We start from the raw sequence: 15433 nt of genomic DNA on the forward strand, positions 1-15433 counted from the left end.
GACCCGCGTGTTCGGAGGCGCCTTCGTGTCGTTCTTAAGCTTCTGAGCCATATCACCGATGAGCCAGGCTTGGGCGGTCCCGTCCCGTGAGTCAATGGCCGCAAGTAACAAGCCTCGCACATTGGCTGTCTCAGGTAGCGTCGGAGCAGCCACGGATTCAAGGCTGGATCCAAGAAGAGTTAGAAGCAACATTACGATTGTCCGATTCATGTTCTGAACATGGTTAGTGACAAAGATGACTTCATGATCGCCTCTCATTCCAATCAATCTAAGGCGTGCCGTAGTAGCTGTTGATCTTTATCGTGGCACGGTCGATTGCGTAATCCGGGATTTTGACGCTGGCCTTCACATCCGCCACCACGCTGGAAAAGTCGATCAAGCTGAAGTCGATGCTCTGGAGTTCGGCAGGGGTTAGGCCACCGCAATCCGGGCTTTGGGGGCTCCCCCAGGATTTGCCAAGCTGAGATCGACCGGAAGCGGCGATCAATCTTGCGATACGGGAGTTGAAACAGCAGTGCGATTGCTTCTTCTGCACGCAGACACCAAGGACTTTTTGGGAGCAATAGGTTCCGACATGAACGCAAAGATTCTGCCCGCGCTTCATGCCAAGAATTTGCTCTTCTTGTTCGCATGAAACGAGCTCCATAATGATGTAGATCGCGATGGCAATCGCAAACGAAGCGGGGTCGAAACCGACGAAGAACGTCCCGCTTTCCCCAAGCAGAACGGTCGTACCGGCTGCTGGGGCGCCGTATCCAACGGTCAGACCAAAATAGCTGAACGAAGGACTAAACACCGATGAAGATCCGCTTCCCCCAAGAATTGACTCCATTCCATTTATCAGGAAATTCGGGGCGTCCGATTGGAACAGCGAATCGTAGACTGCTGTAGACCCTAAATATTGGATTGATTCAGTCCCGAAACTCTTCACCAGACTCGCGCCCATGCTGGTCATCATGTCGCTGTTGTTCTGATTGCTCCCCATCGAGTTAGTCTTGCAGCAACTGAAAATCCCGAGCGTCACCCTGCATTTGCTGTTCTTGCCGTTGAACAGCGTCAGGGTGTCCGGATCCATGTAGTTGCCGGCCTGCCGCAGCGCCTCCATACCGGTGATCGCCAGCGCAAAATCACCGTCCGGCGTGTAGCCCGCATCAAAACACGTGCCATCCACACAGTAGGTCTGTCCGCCACAATCCATGATGGTTTTAGATTCGCCATCCGCCAACTTGCATTGATACGTTTGCTCATAGAGCGAGCACTTGGCTGGATCACCGTTCACATACTCCACGCAGCTTGAGCCGATCTGCGCACACCCCTGCGCAGCTAGAGGCGCACAATCGTCCACGTAGTTCTGGGAGATGCAGTCGTACTTGCTTTCGTATTTCCAGCAATCGCGAGTCACCGGGTAGCCGCTGATCATGCGCGTTTCCGGCCCCTCGATGCAGACCCTGGAATTTTTTGTGCAGGTGCCATCCCCTGCCAGCACCGGAGACGAGAGCAAGGGGAACAGGAGTGTGACGATGAGTAGCCGGGCTATCCGCCGCATCAAGGCAAGCGGAATCATGGAAGCCGGGCCTCCAGCGCCGTACACTGGTTATCCCAGAAGTCCGTTTCAGTGACGATTGTCTTTGGCGGCGTGAAACCTGCTGTTGCTACTGCCTGATTGCCCCATCGCCAATCGATAGCGCGGAAGGTATAACTGCAAGTGTCTCCTGAACAACCCTGAATATATCCCGGCTCGTAGCCAATAAAGTTCTTAACAGTACAAGAACCTTTCCAGTGATTTATGGTTACAACTTCGTAATTGAGATAACCGTACTCATCCCAGCAACCATCGGTGTCGCAGGTGTGGCCGGTAACACCGTATTGCACCTTGTCTGAAACAGTAAATGGTGCCTTCGGAACATCCAGGTAGCCGACACTACACACCCCATGCAATTCGTATGGCGTGAAACGAAGCCTGATCATCCCATCCGCACGATTCATGTCACAAAAGATATCTACTTGCTGAATCGGGAATGGCAATCTGAATCCGCCGTACCATGTGCCTGGTACGCACGACTCGGATGTCGTAACAGTAACTGTCAGGATTTCATTGCAAGACTCCTCACCTGCCGTCAGGTATTGATTACAGGTTTCCGTCTGATACTTGTCCGGGTCCTTGACCGTCTTCTCTGCGCATCCGGCATAACCCCCGCTCACGATCAGGCTGCCGAGATATGTCTCTGCATCGCCCGACACCATGTTGCGTTTGACAACCAGCGGATCGGTTGTGGAGTTGAGCGGGAACATCACGTTCTTCTTGCCGGGGTCATTCATCAGCATCCTGACGCCTTCGCACTTCCCGTGGGTATGGGGATCGGGATCTGCCGTTCCTGCGGTGGATCTACAGCCAGTGACCCCCGAGGTGGCTGGCGCCGTCAGGCTACCTGTGCCGCCCATGTAGTAGCTGGACGCAGGATCGGTGGCCGTATAGTTCGGCACCCCCGTGTTGGCATCGCTCGCTGTGGTGGTGCTGATCTTGCTCTTGGCTGTTCCAACATTCGCCTTGCCGAAGGTGTTGCCCTCATTGAAGGCATCGTTCGCGGTCATGTCGGCACAGGTCACACTTGAGACCAGACACAGTGGAAGCAGTAAAGCCTTCACGGCCGGTACTCCAGCATAGCCAGCCGTGACCGTGCCTCAGCGGCCAGTGGACTGCCGCCTTGTGCCCAGCGCTCAAGCACATAATCCAGGGTGACATCTCCAGTTGCGCGCAGGCTCTGGCTGCATTCTTTTCTCAGGTTGTTCAGGCAGGCCTCGCCCTGCCGTCCTGTCGTCAGGACAAACGTGGGGGCTTGAACAACCTTGTATGCCCGGAATAAATCGGGGTGGATGATGATGGAAGCACCCGTTTCGGCAATCGGCTTCAGTGCCTCCATGGCACGCGGCCAATTCCCCTTGGCGAGCCCACCCTCGACCCCACGCAAGACCAGCACGGCACGCGTGCGCGCGGCTTGTCTGGCCAGATTTATCAGAGCCTTACCCGGCATGCCCAGGGTGACGAAGATCATGAGATTGTCGTCTTCCGGCTTCTGCGCTGTCTGGTTGTAGCGGGCCGCAATCTGGCCGATGTCCACGCCGAAAGATGGAACCTTGATTTTGGGAAAGGCACGAACCGAGCCATTGCGCGCCGCCTGACTGGCAGCATCGATCGCCTGACTCGACTTCTGCCGCGCCACTGCGTCATCGCCATAGCCATTTATCTCTGGCAGAGTAGGGGGCTTGTCAGCCGCATACCCAGCGGATGTGGTGGCAGCGAACAGAACAAGATAAAGAAAAATAATTTTCATCACAGGCTTCTTCATCGATCAGAATCCAAAGGCCCCCTGGCAGCAGTCCCGCTTGCGGAAGAGCATGTAAGCGAAATCCTCGCCCTTGTATGGGAACTCCTTCCCCGCGCCTGAAATGACCGTTGTGCGTCCCATGGTTGAACAGCATTTGCCATCCTCTTTCTTGGTGTTGGGGATGGGGTAGGTCATCTGGGTCTTGTAGGCGCGCTTGTCCATGAGCGGGATGGGGTAGTAACCGCACTGCCCCGACGTTCCGTGCGCGCCCCAGACCAGCAATTCGCGGTGCATCTTGTTGGTCATGCGCTGGGCAATGAGTGTCGATGCCTGCACGGCGCCGACATGGTTGCCCACCCAGCCATTGAGCGGGTACATGGATCCCTGGCAGCCCGCGCACCAGAAAAGCTCGTTCAGGGGAAAGCCCGCCGTGGCAGCCACGCAATCCGCGGCGCAGGCGCCCTGAGCCAACGGATTGGCAAACAGCACGGCATCAGGATTGAGGATGAAGGTCAGTTCCGAATCCGCCCACAGCGGATCGAGCTCGGTGAAATACACCAGGTCGAAAACATTCTGTTCCAGGCACGGGTTATCGACGATGACTTCCAGCCAGAACATCAGGGGGCTGATGTACCAGTGAGCCTGGTAGAACGATTTACCCCCACGCGTTTGTACATGCGCTGGTGCCGGCACGCCGGGATCGATGGTGATCCCGCCAAGGGAGGGGAAACAGTAGGGTTTGCGCACGACCTCGACCAGCCGCGCCGGTTCGTAGAAACTGATGCTCAAACCTACCTTGGGCGGGCTTGAACATGCGCACAGCGGGTTGCTCACGCCGCTATCAAAATCCTCCTGACCAAAATCCATCATCGTGGTACCGCCGACCTTGAGCGGAAACGCACACGACCAGCAAATATCCGTGATCGGATTCATGAACTTGCCGGTGCAAGTGGTCGTTGCCGCCCATGAGCTGGGCGAAACCGCAAAGGCAAGCACCAGAACAGCACGAATGTTCCGGAGCAGCCGGCCCATCATTTAAACCATCCCAGCAATCTCACGGGCTTCTTTGTCAGCTTGATGATCAGGCTTTGCAGCCGGTTGTCGTCCCAGGCCTCGATCCTGGTGCTGCCCCAATGCGGTCTGTGGATATCTGACCATTCAGCAATTTGCATGGTCAGTCCAGGATTGGTAGTAGAGGGAAAGGTATTCACGCTTAGTCAGCTTTTATTTCGTCGATGCGCAAGCGCCTTTGCGCTAGGTCTTGCGACACCAGTGCAGGAACCTGCTTGATCCCGAAGCGCATGACCAGATGCCCGCTCTGGTCGAAGTACACCTGCCGTTTCCACTGACGGGTCAGCACCAAGGGTTCACCCGCGACCAGAATCGGCTTCACCGCTCCGTTGAATCGCTTGAGAATCTCGGCGGCTTTCTTTACCTGCTTCGGGTCGCTCTGATCGAAAAAGAACAGGTGATTGGAGAGGGGCACATAGTCGAGCGGGTTGACCATGTCACCCGCACGCGCGATGACTTCGCCTTCTGGCGTGGTGATGTCACGCGGGACGCGCCAGGAAGGATCAAAGTAGAAGGTACGCGGCTGACGCGTCTTGACGACGCCCTTCACTGGGTCCGGCCGCTCGATGCTTTGTTTCGATCGCTCGATGGCTTCTTTCTGGAGCTGGCCCAGACGACCGTTTTTTTCCATGGACTTGAGCTTGTCCTGTATCGCTTCAAGCATGTCCGGTTCGGTGATGGGATAGGACGGCCCCAAAATCTCCTGAGCCCAGGCCGGATACATGATCAACCCACACAGAATCATCGCCAGAACCTTCTTGATCATGTCAAAACAGCGGGATCGCTCGCCCGGAGACACGCTCAAGCGGAATCCAGCCCGTCAGCGCAAAGCGCGAATCCAGCGAATCCTTGTGGGGTGCGTAAACATAGAAATGGTTGGCCGGAATCACGCCGGTCGGACCAAGCGCCAACGGTTCGCCTGTCCGGGTGCGCGGCTTGGCGGTGCTCATGTACTCGCCGTTTACGTAGAAATCCCGACCCTCTGAGGTCACGGTGTCACCCGCAATGCCACGCACCTGTTTCACGAACGAAAGCCCGGCTTTGTATGGCCCGCCGCCCGCCCAGCGCCAGGCGATGTAATCGCCGCGCTTGATATTCAGGTCGCCCTTGATCACCACAAACACCCGGTATGGCAGGCTTTCCGTGACCGTAATCGCCAACGTGAAGAACGCATTGAAGAGCAGGATGGCGCCCACCAGCCCGCCCCAAAACAGCCAGTTGCATCGGAGATGGGGAATCATCTCGGTATGCCAGTAAACCAGCCAACGATTCCATAAGTTGCCCGCGCCTGGGGCGATTGCTGCCTTCGTCATGGCTTCACTCCGAAGCCTTGAGCCTCAGTCCCCGGCGACATGCCGAGCATCGCTTTTAAACGCGGCGTCAGATCCTCGGCCGGCCCCGCGATCACCGCCGACTTCACCACGATGGTGCAGCCGCATTCCTTCTGCAGCCTGTCCACTGCGCGTTCGATCGCAGGGCCGATCCGGCTGACCATCAGGTAAGCAGCCTCCCGGTCCTCGTCGCTGACATTCGGACGGGAGAGCAAAGTGGTGAATTCGGTTTCCTTGATTTTGACGACACTGGCGAGGTCAACCACCGCGAATCCCGCGGTCGGTTTCGCCAGCCAGGAGTGGTATGCCGCAAGCGTCACTGTTGAGACGAGCAATGCCATCAACAGCGAAATCCAGCTTGCCATAAGAAAATCACACCCCATCTCAGGCTGAGCCACGGCCTGATCTTTCGTAGCCAGTTCTTCAATTGAATTACTCTCGTCCCTTATAAACTCAGTCATATCGCCGCCTTCCGATCCTGCAGAACGGCATCGACCGCATCGGCCATGGACAAGCCAGTTTCGAGCTTCTGCCGCACGGCTGAGAAATCGCGTGCGTTGGCCGAACCCATGAGTTGGGAGTAGGGGTCAAGCAGTAGCATCCCGACCCCGTAACCAGCCTGGCCACAGGAGACGAACACTTCCGAATAGTTGCCCTGTTCGGTGCGCAAGCTGCTGACGAGATGAGCCATGTGCGGCGTGAAGGCCAGTTTCTCTTCGAGCTTGGCAATGGATTCCTGCTTCTGCCGGAGCATGAACAGCCAGTCAGCGTTTTCCAGTGCGGCCTGTGAGGCTGCGCTACGGTAGTAGTCGTTGATGCCCTGCGTGCCCGTCAGGAAGGCACCGCCGTATTTCCGGGCGCGGCGGTAGCCCGCCTCGATGAAGTCACCCGTCTGACCGCCCGTAAGTAAATCCCAGGCTTCATCCAGGATCACCACCTTGGGCTGTTCGCGCGGCGCCAGGTACATTTCCTGGGTGATGCGGTACATCAGGATGAAGAGGGCGACTGCCTGCAGGTCTTTCTTCGATTTCAATTCTTCAAGCTCCAGGACCACCAGATTGGAATTGAAATTGACCGTGTGCTGGCCTTCAAAGTAATGGCCATAGCTGCCCAGCGAGGTGTAGGAAGTCAGCTGCACCGCCAGATCGCGGATGCGCGGATCGCAGGCATCTTCCTCGCCATGCTCAAGCGTGCCGCCATCGTGACAGGCGAGCTTCAGCTTCTCCGCCAGCAAGTCGATACTCGATCGCGGCCCGCGCTCTTCCCAAAGGCCGCGAATCGCCAATTCGAGCTGGGACAGCTCGTAATCTGACAGTCGGCGGCCAGGGGAGATCATTTGGGCGATCAATGGCTTCAACATCTCCATGTCTTCGTCGATGTCGTTCACCATGGTGAACGGATTGAGGACGACATTCGCTTCCTTGGTGAACTCGATGTATTGGCCGCCGAGCGCGTGACACAGCTTCTCGTAGGAACGACCCACGTCGATAATCCAGACCTTCGCCCCCATCGCCAGATAGCGTTCGGCAAGCTCGTTCAGGAATGCGGATTTACCAGATCCGGACGTTCCCACCACGCAACCGTTGTAGTTGCCAGACGGGTTGTCGAACAGATTCACGCCTATGGTCTGGCCATTACGCCCCGTGAAGGTCAGCACCGGAGCTCCGACACCGCGCCATTCGCCCAGAACAGGCGACAGATTGGCCGCGTTGGCGGTCGTTTTGGTGGAAAACCGCTGTGCGACCTTGATGTCGCGTTGCAGGCTGGGCCCGAGTGCCATCGGCAGCGAGGACATCAGCGCCTGGGTCTGCATATAGGTGTCGGGGCTCAGTGCGAAGCCCAGGCTGCGCCAGATGGCTCTGGCAGCCTCGTCCGCTTCGGCTACGGCATCCGGACTGGGGAAAAGCAGCACTTGATGGTACAGACGTAGTGCACCACCCCCCTCGTCGTAGGCGTTCTGCAACAACTTCCAGTCCGCCGCCCGCTTGCTCACGTCCGGTAGCGCTTTCCCCATCGGACTTTCCGAAACCTGAATCGCCCGAGCCGTTTTCATCTGCGTCAGATTCTTATGCTCGTCGTAATTCAGAATCTGCACCCCCATGGTGATGAGGAAGGGGCAGGGGTAGCCCATGGATCCCTTATTGGCGTCTCCCAGCATGCTGGCAACTTGATGCAGGTCGAACTGCTTCGGATAACCTTGCGCCGAATGCGCGCGGACACAGACCGCATCTCCGTTTGGCGAGCGCAGGGTGATACCGAGTCTGCCTACCGAGGCCACGGTGTCACGGGTAATCATCTGGTAGCGCAATGCCTGTCCGTCGTCATAGCAGACCGGATCGGCTGAATGTTGTGCGGGACTCAGCAGGGTGCGCACCCAGGCCATGAGATCTTCCGCCCCCCAGACCCGCTCGAACTGGTAATACGTCTTGAGTTTGGATACCTGGGCATCGCGCAAGGCGATGATGCGTTCCAGCGTGCGGTATTCCACATCCTTCACCGGCATCGTGACAGACAGCACCACCCGGTAGCGTCGCATCACGCTCGGGCGCGAGCTGACGGGTGGAACGAGGGATGCCTTACGGTAATGGGCAGAACGCTCGGCTGTCATGCGCGCGATCAATGACCGCTGGGCGTCGTCCTGCAGCAATTCGGGGCGCACCACCTTCTTGAAATTGTTCAGGAAGGCATCAATGTCCGGGCTTCCCCACAACTGAACCTGCACCCCGGCTCCGGCTGGCATATCCCGATAGATTTCCTGAATCAGGCGCGCCATGTCGTCTGTAGCGCCTGTCTGCGGGTTCATTTCGATGGCGTAGCCAATCGCCTCGATGCTGCCTTCTGCCTCGCCCTCAATGGCGAATAGTTTCTCTGTCTCCCAATACCCTGTCCATGGCATGAGATCAGAGAAGCGGTTGTAGTCCTGCCGCGTGGTGAAATGGTTCTCGTCCGCCACCGGGGATGGCGTACCCAAATCATCCTCGCGCGTCAGCCACGATTTGAGCGAAACAAATGGTTGCGACAGCGCGGACATCATGGATTGCCGCCCCCCTGAACCGATACGCCGGGCATTGAGCTTGCTGCCTCCGGACGTTCCTCTTCCGGCTTTTCCTGACCCCTGAGCGGGAACACCGGCTTGTACGCGTCACGAATCTGCTGCTGGTTGGTCTCGATCAACCACTTGCCCTGGTGGACCACGGTGTAGAGATAGTGCTGATCGTGCAGATCTCCTTCCGTATCCTCCCAGGGAGCGATCCATACACGCAGCACCAACGGCACCATGCGAATCGGATCGCCGCTGTTCGGCGTCGCCAGGTCGCGTGGGGAGAAGTACCCAGGAGACGGCAGCGTCGCGTCATCCCTTGGATCCTTGCTGCCAGCATCCTGAGAAGGTTTATCCTGGGATTTCGGTTGTTGCTGTCCCGGCAAGGCCTCGGCCAGAGAGTTTGCGTAAATACCGGAAACCGACGTGCAGATCACCCCATCGGGGGCCTTGCAAGCCAGTTCCGATTTAGAGCCAGAGAGTCCGGAGAATGAAGAACAGCCCGCAGCCAGCAAGGTCACGGCGGCGAGCGACAGATACCCAATTTTCATTGTGTACCTCCCTGCACATTGGCCGTGGCAGGCTTCTTCACGGCATCTAGCCAAGCGGAAATCCGCGCGGCAGCCGCAGCTCCCGGCATGGTTCGGCCATCACTCGCCACCAGGAAAGGTGTACCACTAACCCCCAACTTCTCAGCCAGAGGCAGAACCGCTTGATGCGGCGCTTCACAGCCCTTGGTCTTTTTGGGAACCGTGCCATCAAGCATCAAGGCGGACCAGGCGGCCGAGCGATCCTTGCTGCACCAGACCGCATCGGCCTTCGCGCGCGAATCAGGATGAAGCTGCTCCAGTGGCATGAGGAAGGTGTAGACCGTCACGTCATCCACTTTCGCCAGCTCCTGCTCCAGCTTCTTGCAGTACGGACAGTCCGGATCCGAGAACACGGCGAGCGCCCGCCGGCCCTGGCCATGCACACTCTTGATCGCGTGTTGCAGCGGAAGTGAGGCGAAATTGACAGCCGGTGACGTCGGCTGCGCAGCATCGGCTCCGGAGGTGATGTCCTCCTGCTTCTCCATGTCGAACATGCGCCCGAAAATGAAATACCGCCCCGACTCTTCCACGAAAGCGACATTGCGGCCCATCACGACTTCGTAGATGCCCGGCAGCGGGGTGTTGGAAATCTTTCCGAAGCGTGTCTTCGGGTACATCAGCCGCAGATTGCGCTGGACCGCGACCTGATCGTTCGGACGCGTAGCATCGCTGGCATCCATCACGGCCGTAGCTGCAGCTTCAGTAATCACGTTTTGAGGAGGCAGAACGGGGGGGGCTTTCACATCCTGAGCCAGCGTAAATCCCGGCATGCAGGACAGAATCAACAGTTGGGGCAACAGGGTTTTCATTCTGGTTTGGGGTCTCATGTTCTTTACCGCCTCTCGATACTCTGGCCGCGCGTCAGCACTACGTCGACCACGCGGCCGCCGTCCACTTCAATCACCGGAAAAACCTGCTCGGCCAGCTTGATGTAATACTTCGATAGCTGTGACATCGCGCTGCCAACGCCGGATGCCAGTCCAGCCTGCAACTCCTTGCCATCCGTCACCGTGCTGGTGGAACCCAGCGGTGAGGTCGATACAGTGCTCGAAGATTCCTTGAACGCTTGCCCGATGCCTGAGCCAATCCCCGCGAGGAAGGCATTCGCCAGCGCCTGCCCCTGCTTGGAAACAAGCCTTCCGCGCATCCCGGCCTTGCCATCCTCACCGGCTACATACCCTTTAAGCGATACGTCGACCGCCCCGCCTTTCTGGTCGATGCACGACAGGCGATCTGTCCTGATATATGCACGCTCAGAAGATATGTCGCCGTAGCCATTGGCCGTGACCACGCAATCCTTCATGTCGGCCATGTAGCGATTGGGCAACTGGGCTGGATCGAGCACCCGCATCAGAACTGGATGCGGATTGTTTTGCGCCTGTCCACCCGTCGGCGCATCCAGACCCGCCAGTAACACCACGCGCATGAAGGTCCCGGCAGGAAGATAGTTCTCAGCCGATGTCTTCTCTTCCTTGGCTGGAGCGGACGACATGCCGGCGGCTTGTGGCTGCGCCTGCGGTGCGGCAGGCGCAGCCACCGTCGAATCGGAGACTTCGAGCGTGAATGCGCGCTTCACCACGGGCTGCATGGGCGCGTTCGGATCCATGCCAGGCTGTGCGAACTGCCCAGGCCTTCCAGGAGGCGGTGGGGGAGGGGGCGGCAATGCCGCCGAACCCATGGGTTGCAGCGGGCGTAAATTGACTCCGGACTGTATTGCCGCTGCCGGGGGAGACATCGGCACTTCGTTGATTCCCGCTCCTGCGGTGCCTTGCATGGATCCACCACTGCTTTGTGGGATATTCACCATGTTTTGCTTGATCGCAGCAATTTCCTTATTCAGCGCCTCGATCTTTGATGCTTCGTTCGCCCTCCAAACATCCTTGTCGTTCAGCTGCTGACCAGGAACAGCCATGAGACTGACCTGTTCAGGCTTGTCCACAGGACCCAGATCGGTTTTATTGCTCCCGGAGTCGGCGAACCATGCCGCAGCCAAGGCCACCCCGACAATCACGGCGCCGACGCCGCCCGCCATCATGAGTTGCTTCCTGCGGGCGGGCGAAGCCTTGAGGGTAGGTATGATTCGCGCCATTACCGCACCCCCTCGTTCCGTTTCACCACAAAGACCTGGGTGCTGCGACCCGGCTCAACGGTCAAGTCGCGCACCGACACAGCTAGCACGCCTTTTTTGTAGAACTCCTGTTCGGCGACCCGAACCGGGGCGTCGCTGATATTGAACAGGCGATACTGTTCACCCACCAGTGAATGTCCAGTGAGAACATTCTCCAGCGCAAAACGGGAGCCTTTCCAGAGGCGGATTTCCTCCCATGTCTTCTTTACCTCCAGGCCTTCAGGCAAACCTTCACCTGCCAATGCCTGAATCATTTTCTTGATCGCCTGCTGATAACTGGAGGCACGTTCAATCTCTCCAGGCTTGGCTGCAACAGAAGCAGGGACAGCCGTTTCCTTGATCACGATGGTTTCACCCGGAATATCCTGGGGCTGCAACACAAGCGTGTAGGTTTTCCCACTTTGACTGAACACAAACACTCCGAACGGATCCTTGGCCAATGGATGAATCAGAGCCTGCCCGGTGGTGGCGTCCGCGCTGCCAGTGAGCAGTCCGTCGTCGGCGGACTTGACCAGGCGAACCCGGCCTCCCTCGATCGAGATGCGGTTCAAGTCTCTCAGGCTCACCTTGACGAACAGGGTCTTGCCCTCGACGCCTTCCACTACCTGCAAAGCGTGAGAGGACGGCGCGGCAAGTAAGCAAAACAGGCTAAGGAGCAGTGATTTCTTCAAACGGTCGGGCAGCATTCTTACCTTCTCTCATACCGGTCAGCAGCACACGGCCGCCGCGTTGGCCAAACTCGAATACGTAGGTTTTGTTCACCTGTGACGTTCTGCTGTCTCCCAGATAGGTGTTGAGCACACCCTGAACAGCGATGCGTTGTTTTGCCTCATCCGGCATAACCATCGCGATCGCCATGAAGGTGCTGGCGTTATCCGCCTTGATCTTTTGGGCATAAGCGCCGGCTTCGATTTCCAGCTTCCCGTAGAAGCGGGGGTCGATATAGGACTTGAGTGTGCGATGATTAAAGTCCACGTTCTGTGGCGTCACATCGAAGTAGAGTTGGGCCAGAAACACGCCCATCTCGATCAGATATTCTTTGGAAACCTTGTCATCCTCGACCCAGAATGTTGTGTGGATCGTCGGTGGAACCAGTGTCTCGCGGTGTGTGTCGCCTCGCGTCAGGAAGGCGATCAACATCAGGAGCAATGCGATCTGCGATAGGGCGAACATCATCACAGCCCATCTGCGCACTCCGAGAATGACGGCCACTTGGCCGCTCAGTTTGTCTATTCTCATCAGCCAATGAACTCTCGTATGCTCGAAGGCGGTGTTGCCTTCATTCCCAGACTGACGGGTAGATGCCAATACAGTAGGTGCATGCCATAAGCTCTGTGCTGGCCGAATTTGGCTTTGCGGTAAAGCCAGGCCATCACCAACCCGAACACCGTGAAGCTCACGAGCCAGCCTGTAATGAGGCCGAATACAAAGAAGGACATGAACAGCATGGCCACATCGAAATCCCACCACATGAACTTGGGAGGGTCGTCCAGGCGGGTCGGGATCGTTGGCGAATCTTGATTGGCCATGCTGTTCAGTCCGGTGATGCTTCGCTTAAATCACAGCGGCAAACATGCCGTTGATGATCGTCGGGCCCAAGCCAAACACGATGGCGAAAACGATGCCAACCAGCGCCGGCATGGCGGTAGACTTGGCGAAGCCAATGAGCGCACCGACCACGAACGCGGCGATCGCCAGCGCTTTACCCAGATAGCCTTCGGCCCAACCCACCAGCATGTCGAACAGGGCTTGGAATTCTGTACCGGTCACACCACCGCCGGCGGTGGTGGCCCATGCCGAGCTGACCATCAGAGCGGAGAGAAGCCCGCCGACAACGACTTGTTTCTTGCTGAACATTTTCATGAAATTCATTTGATTCTCCTTGAGCGTGTGTATTGAAAGATGGGTCTCATGGTCCCGGTGTCTCAGCAGTCTCAAGGTCTCGCATCACGATGTGGCGCACCAAATCCAGCATGGCTTGCCTCGCTGTCTCATCGTTCAGACAGTATTCAATGGCGGCTGTGGCCAGCCGCCTTTCCAAGAACAGGTTCCTGTTGGGAAGGGCTCTCCCAAGCGCCTGCAGCTTGAGTTTGGTTTCCTCGCGCACCAGGACTGCCTTGTATCCCGGCTCAGTAGTGTTTTTTGTCATTCCCAATCCCTATTCGTTAATGCTGATCACCGCACGTCTTGCGCTAGGGTTCGTACTGGGCGGATGGTCGATGCAGCATCGCGAATCGACTTTGATATTCCGTTTCTGGACTCCGTTGGCGTGCATAAAAACCGCGACCGCTATCCCGCGCTTGTACGCCAGGGTTTCGTTAAATCGCTTCTTGCCTACCTGATCTGTGCTGCCAAGAATCAGAAAACGTCTCGCGCCACGATGCCGTTCGAGAAATGCCTTGAGCTTGGCTTTCGCGGTCTGACTGAGCCGAGCCGATGCCAACGCAAATCGAACTGAAGTAGAAGAGCTCACAGCGACCGGCTTAGCAGCGCTATCCGATTTCCTCGCGGGCATGGGGACTGGTACAGGAAGGTCAAACACCTTCGCCGTCCTTACGGGGCAATCGCCTGCATGACACATGACATAAGCGCTAATGGAATCAGATTGCGTCACCTGCCAGTCGGCAGCCATCGACGAACCTGCCCAGACCAGGGCAAGCAATGTGAACATGCATTTCATGAGGATTTCCTCATTGCCCGGTAGACTTTCCAGGCATAGCCATTACGTGCGCGACGGCACGCATCGCCTTTTAGTCGCGTGCATGCCGCGTTGTAGGCACCGACTGCTTCCCACGAAGCGCCATATCGATTGAAGTTGTTCGCCAGCACCCATGCACCCAGCTTGACGCTGGTACAGGCATCGTAGAGGTGTGCCTCGGTATATCCGAGTGACTTGATTGGGTTCCTCCGCAGCCACCGGGTATTGATCTGCATCAGCCCAATGTCCTGAGACTGCGTACTCGCTGTGTGAGTGCTGTTAACCGCATGCGGTCTCATATTCGACTCAACTTGGGCCACCGCCTTCAGCAATAGTGGTGAGACCCCGTACATCGCCCCCGCCTCATCAAAACAGAAGGCGTGGGCTTGGGTATAAAAAAGGGCCGTCAGGAGAACAACCCAAGGGGAGGAGAGGGAATCCATGGGGCGAATGCTAGGGATGCGCTCATCCCGCTTCCAGCGGAAATCAAAAGAATGTTTTTTTGATTGATTGCTGAAAATAAAATCTGAAATGGATAAAATGGACGGTTGCCCAAAAAAAGAAAACCCAATAAGGGTCAAGGGACTTACCCGAAAGGGCTTGTTCGCTTGAATAGACGCGAACACAAAGGAATACGGGGGTTTAAGGGAAACGGCTTACTGGTTAAGGGCTAAAAATGGCTGGACAAAGAGCGCCCACCAGATTGCGTCCTAGCGGAAATCACCAGAAAAGTTTTTGAGAGTAAAGGCCCAGACTCGACCCGACAAGCAGTGAAAGTATGGGTCACCCCTGCGTTACTGGGCGGCCGATGTAGGACAGCAAGCGGTAGGTCGTGAAATCAGCGTGCACTTCTGCTGATCGGCCAAAGGCGACGGAGCGCTTTCGGTCCGCTCCGTCCGCAGTGCAATTCAATACCGGACACCGGCCTGTCTGGGCAACGCGAACGGCTGCTTTAGTGTCAGTCGGCAGGACCCGACCCAAAACAGGCGGGCATGGGAAGCGCCACCAGTGTCCAGTGTTCGGTGCGGATACACATATTTGAATCTCAGATGTATCTAGTAAACTGAGGACGATTCATATCGTCCGGAGATAGTAGATGAAAACAATGATCGTAGTTGTATCGCTTACCTTGGCTACGCTGACTGGATGTGTCCAGCCCCCAGTCAGGCCCGAGCTTTCTGGCAGCATAGTGAACGATTTTATGCAGAGGAAAGCGCCAGACTCCGGCGGACGAGTTTACGTAACCATG

At 57.1% G+C, this 15433-nt stretch carries 19 protein-coding genes; all 19 read right to left on the reverse strand.

Going from position 1 to position 15433, the window contains the following annotated elements; genetic code table 11:
- Positions 1-268 precede the first annotated feature (268 nt).
- The 19 genes from BGO62_RS01240 to BGO62_RS01330 are packed head-to-tail and all read right to left on the reverse strand — an operon-like array spanning position 269 to position 14765.
- Positions 269-1564, reverse strand: a complete 1296-nt coding sequence (locus BGO62_RS01240) for a conjugal transfer protein TraN (RefSeq protein ID WP_296638762.1) — start codon at positions 1562-1564, stop codon at positions 269-271.
- Entirely contained in the window at positions 1561-2646 is a 1086-nt protein-coding gene (locus BGO62_RS01245) for a hypothetical protein (RefSeq protein WP_296638763.1), read from the reverse strand. Before BGO62_RS01245 ends, BGO62_RS01240 begins: the two co-directional genes overlap by 4 nt.
- On the reverse strand, positions 2643-3332 hold the full coding sequence (locus tag BGO62_RS01250) for a type-F conjugative transfer system pilin assembly protein TrbC (RefSeq protein ID WP_296638764.1): 690 nt from the start codon (positions 3330-3332) through the stop codon (positions 2643-2645). The genes BGO62_RS01245 and BGO62_RS01250 overlap by 4 nt, the downstream gene beginning before the upstream one ends.
- A gap of 18 nt (positions 3333-3350) precedes the next feature.
- A complete protein-coding gene (traU, locus tag BGO62_RS01255) occupies positions 3351-4361 on the reverse strand; it encodes a conjugal transfer pilus assembly protein TraU (protein WP_296638765.1) in 1011 nt (336 codons plus the stop codon).
- On the reverse strand, positions 4358-4537 hold the full coding sequence (locus BGO62_RS01260; protein ID WP_296638766.1) for a hypothetical protein: 180 nt from the start codon (positions 4535-4537) through the stop codon (positions 4358-4360). The genes traU and BGO62_RS01260 overlap by 4 nt, the downstream gene beginning before the upstream one ends.
- A gap of 2 nt (positions 4538-4539) precedes the next feature.
- Positions 4540-5163 carry a type-F conjugative transfer system protein TraW gene (gene traW / locus BGO62_RS01265; protein WP_296638767.1) on the reverse strand — a complete coding sequence of 208 codons (624 nt, stop codon included), beginning with the start codon at positions 5161-5163 and terminating at the stop codon, positions 4540-4542.
- A gap of 1 nt (position 5164) precedes the next feature.
- Positions 5165-5710 (reverse strand): S26 family signal peptidase, encoded by a 546-nt coding sequence (locus BGO62_RS01270; protein WP_296638768.1) that lies wholly within the window; start codon positions 5708-5710, stop codon positions 5165-5167.
- Positions 5707-6189: a hypothetical protein gene (locus BGO62_RS01275; RefSeq protein WP_296638769.1), complete on the reverse strand. Its 483-nt coding sequence runs from the start codon at positions 6187-6189 to the stop codon at positions 5707-5709. Before BGO62_RS01275 ends, BGO62_RS01270 begins: the two co-directional genes overlap by 4 nt.
- Positions 6186-8762 carry a type IV secretion system protein TraC gene (gene traC, locus BGO62_RS01280; RefSeq protein ID WP_296638770.1) on the reverse strand — a complete coding sequence of 859 codons (2577 nt, stop codon included), beginning with the start codon at positions 8760-8762 and terminating at the stop codon, positions 6186-6188. The genes BGO62_RS01275 and traC overlap by 4 nt, the downstream gene beginning before the upstream one ends.
- Positions 8759-9319 (reverse strand): type IV conjugative transfer system lipoprotein TraV, encoded by a 561-nt coding sequence (gene traV / locus BGO62_RS01285; RefSeq protein ID WP_296638771.1) that lies wholly within the window; start codon positions 9317-9319, stop codon positions 8759-8761. Before traV ends, traC begins: the two co-directional genes overlap by 4 nt.
- A complete protein-coding gene (locus BGO62_RS01290) occupies positions 9316-10167 on the reverse strand; it encodes a DsbC family protein (protein ID WP_296638772.1) in 852 nt (283 codons plus the stop codon). The genes traV and BGO62_RS01290 overlap by 4 nt, the downstream gene beginning before the upstream one ends.
- A 23-nt stretch (positions 10168-10190) precedes the next feature.
- On the reverse strand, positions 10191-11393 hold the full coding sequence (locus tag BGO62_RS01295) for a TraB/VirB10 family protein (protein ID WP_296638773.1): 1203 nt from the start codon (positions 11391-11393) through the stop codon (positions 10191-10193).
- 53 nt (positions 11394-11446) lie between these two features.
- On the reverse strand, positions 11447-12172 hold the full coding sequence (locus tag BGO62_RS01300) for a type-F conjugative transfer system secretin TraK (protein WP_296638774.1): 726 nt from the start codon (positions 12170-12172) through the stop codon (positions 11447-11449).
- Positions 12135-12725, reverse strand: coding sequence for a type IV conjugative transfer system protein TraE (gene traE / locus BGO62_RS01305; protein ID WP_296638775.1), 591 nt, complete (start codon positions 12723-12725; stop codon positions 12135-12137). The genes BGO62_RS01300 and traE overlap by 38 nt, the downstream gene beginning before the upstream one ends.
- A complete protein-coding gene (gene traL, locus BGO62_RS01310) occupies positions 12725-13015 on the reverse strand; it encodes a type IV conjugative transfer system protein TraL (RefSeq protein ID WP_018079013.1) in 291 nt (96 codons plus the stop codon). Before traL ends, traE begins: the two co-directional genes overlap by 1 nt.
- Before the next feature lie 25 nt (positions 13016-13040).
- Complete coding sequence (gene traA, locus BGO62_RS01315) at positions 13041-13358, reverse strand: TraA family conjugative transfer protein (protein WP_296638776.1); 318 nt, start codon at positions 13356-13358, stop codon at positions 13041-13043.
- Positions 13359-13395: 37 nt separating this feature from the next.
- Positions 13396-13635: a hypothetical protein gene (locus BGO62_RS01320; protein ID WP_296638777.1), complete on the reverse strand. Its 240-nt coding sequence runs from the start codon at positions 13633-13635 to the stop codon at positions 13396-13398.
- 9 nt (positions 13636-13644) lie between these two features.
- Complete coding sequence (locus tag BGO62_RS01325) at positions 13645-14166, reverse strand: OmpA family protein (protein ID WP_296638778.1); 522 nt, start codon at positions 14164-14166, stop codon at positions 13645-13647.
- A complete protein-coding gene (locus BGO62_RS01330) occupies positions 14163-14765 on the reverse strand; it encodes a lytic transglycosylase domain-containing protein (RefSeq protein ID WP_296638779.1) in 603 nt (200 codons plus the stop codon). The genes BGO62_RS01325 and BGO62_RS01330 overlap by 4 nt, the downstream gene beginning before the upstream one ends.
- Positions 14766-15433 lie beyond the last annotated feature (668 nt).

This window comes from Thiobacillus sp. 65-1402 (assembly GCF_001897685.1).
Classification (GTDB): domain Bacteria; phylum Pseudomonadota; class Gammaproteobacteria; order Burkholderiales; family Thiobacillaceae; genus Thiobacillus.

What these genes read in the sequence shown, in the direction of transcription:
- BGO62_RS01320 (WP_296638777.1), bottom strand. Translation starts at nt 13,635, where the DNA reads ATGACAAAAAACACTACTGAGCCGGGATACAAGGCAGTCCTGGTGCGC.
- BGO62_RS01270 (WP_296638768.1), bottom strand. Translation starts at nt 5,710, where the DNA reads ATGACGAAGGCAGCAATCGCCCCAGGCGCGGGCAACTTATGGAATCGT.
- BGO62_RS01300 (WP_296638774.1), bottom strand. Translation starts at nt 12,172, where the DNA reads ATGCTGCCCGACCGTTTGAAGAAATCACTGCTCCTTAGCCTGTTTTGC.
- traC (WP_296638770.1), bottom strand. Translation starts at nt 8,762, where the DNA reads ATGATGTCCGCGCTGTCGCAACCATTTGTTTCGCTCAAATCGTGGCTG.
- BGO62_RS01240 (WP_296638762.1), bottom strand. Translation starts at nt 1,564, where the DNA reads ATGATTCCGCTTGCCTTGATGCGGCGGATAGCCCGGCTACTCATCGTC.
- traA (WP_296638776.1), bottom strand. Translation starts at nt 13,358, where the DNA reads ATGAATTTCATGAAAATGTTCAGCAAGAAACAAGTCGTTGTCGGCGGG.
- traV (WP_296638771.1), bottom strand. Translation starts at nt 9,319, where the DNA reads ATGAAAATTGGGTATCTGTCGCTCGCCGCCGTGACCTTGCTGGCTGCG.
- traU (WP_296638765.1), bottom strand. Translation starts at nt 4,361, where the DNA reads ATGATGGGCCGGCTGCTCCGGAACATTCGTGCTGTTCTGGTGCTTGCC.
- BGO62_RS01325 (WP_296638778.1), bottom strand. Translation starts at nt 14,166, where the DNA reads ATGAAATGCATGTTCACATTGCTTGCCCTGGTCTGGGCAGGTTCGTCG.
- traE (WP_296638775.1), bottom strand. Translation starts at nt 12,725, where the DNA reads ATGAGAATAGACAAACTGAGCGGCCAAGTGGCCGTCATTCTCGGAGTG.
- BGO62_RS01290 (WP_296638772.1), bottom strand. Translation starts at nt 10,167, where the DNA reads ATGAAAACCCTGTTGCCCCAACTGTTGATTCTGTCCTGCATGCCGGGA.
- BGO62_RS01275 (WP_296638769.1), bottom strand. Translation starts at nt 6,189, where the DNA reads ATGACTGAGTTTATAAGGGACGAGAGTAATTCAATTGAAGAACTGGCT.
- traW (WP_296638767.1), bottom strand. Translation starts at nt 5,163, where the DNA reads ATGATCAAGAAGGTTCTGGCGATGATTCTGTGTGGGTTGATCATGTAT.
- traL (WP_018079013.1), bottom strand. Translation starts at nt 13,015, where the DNA reads ATGGCCAATCAAGATTCGCCAACGATCCCGACCCGCCTGGACGACCCT.
- BGO62_RS01250 (WP_296638764.1), bottom strand. Translation starts at nt 3,332, where the DNA reads ATGAAAATTATTTTTCTTTATCTTGTTCTGTTCGCTGCCACCACATCC.
- BGO62_RS01295 (WP_296638773.1), bottom strand. Translation starts at nt 11,393, where the DNA reads ATGATGGCGGGCGGCGTCGGCGCCGTGATTGTCGGGGTGGCCTTGGCT.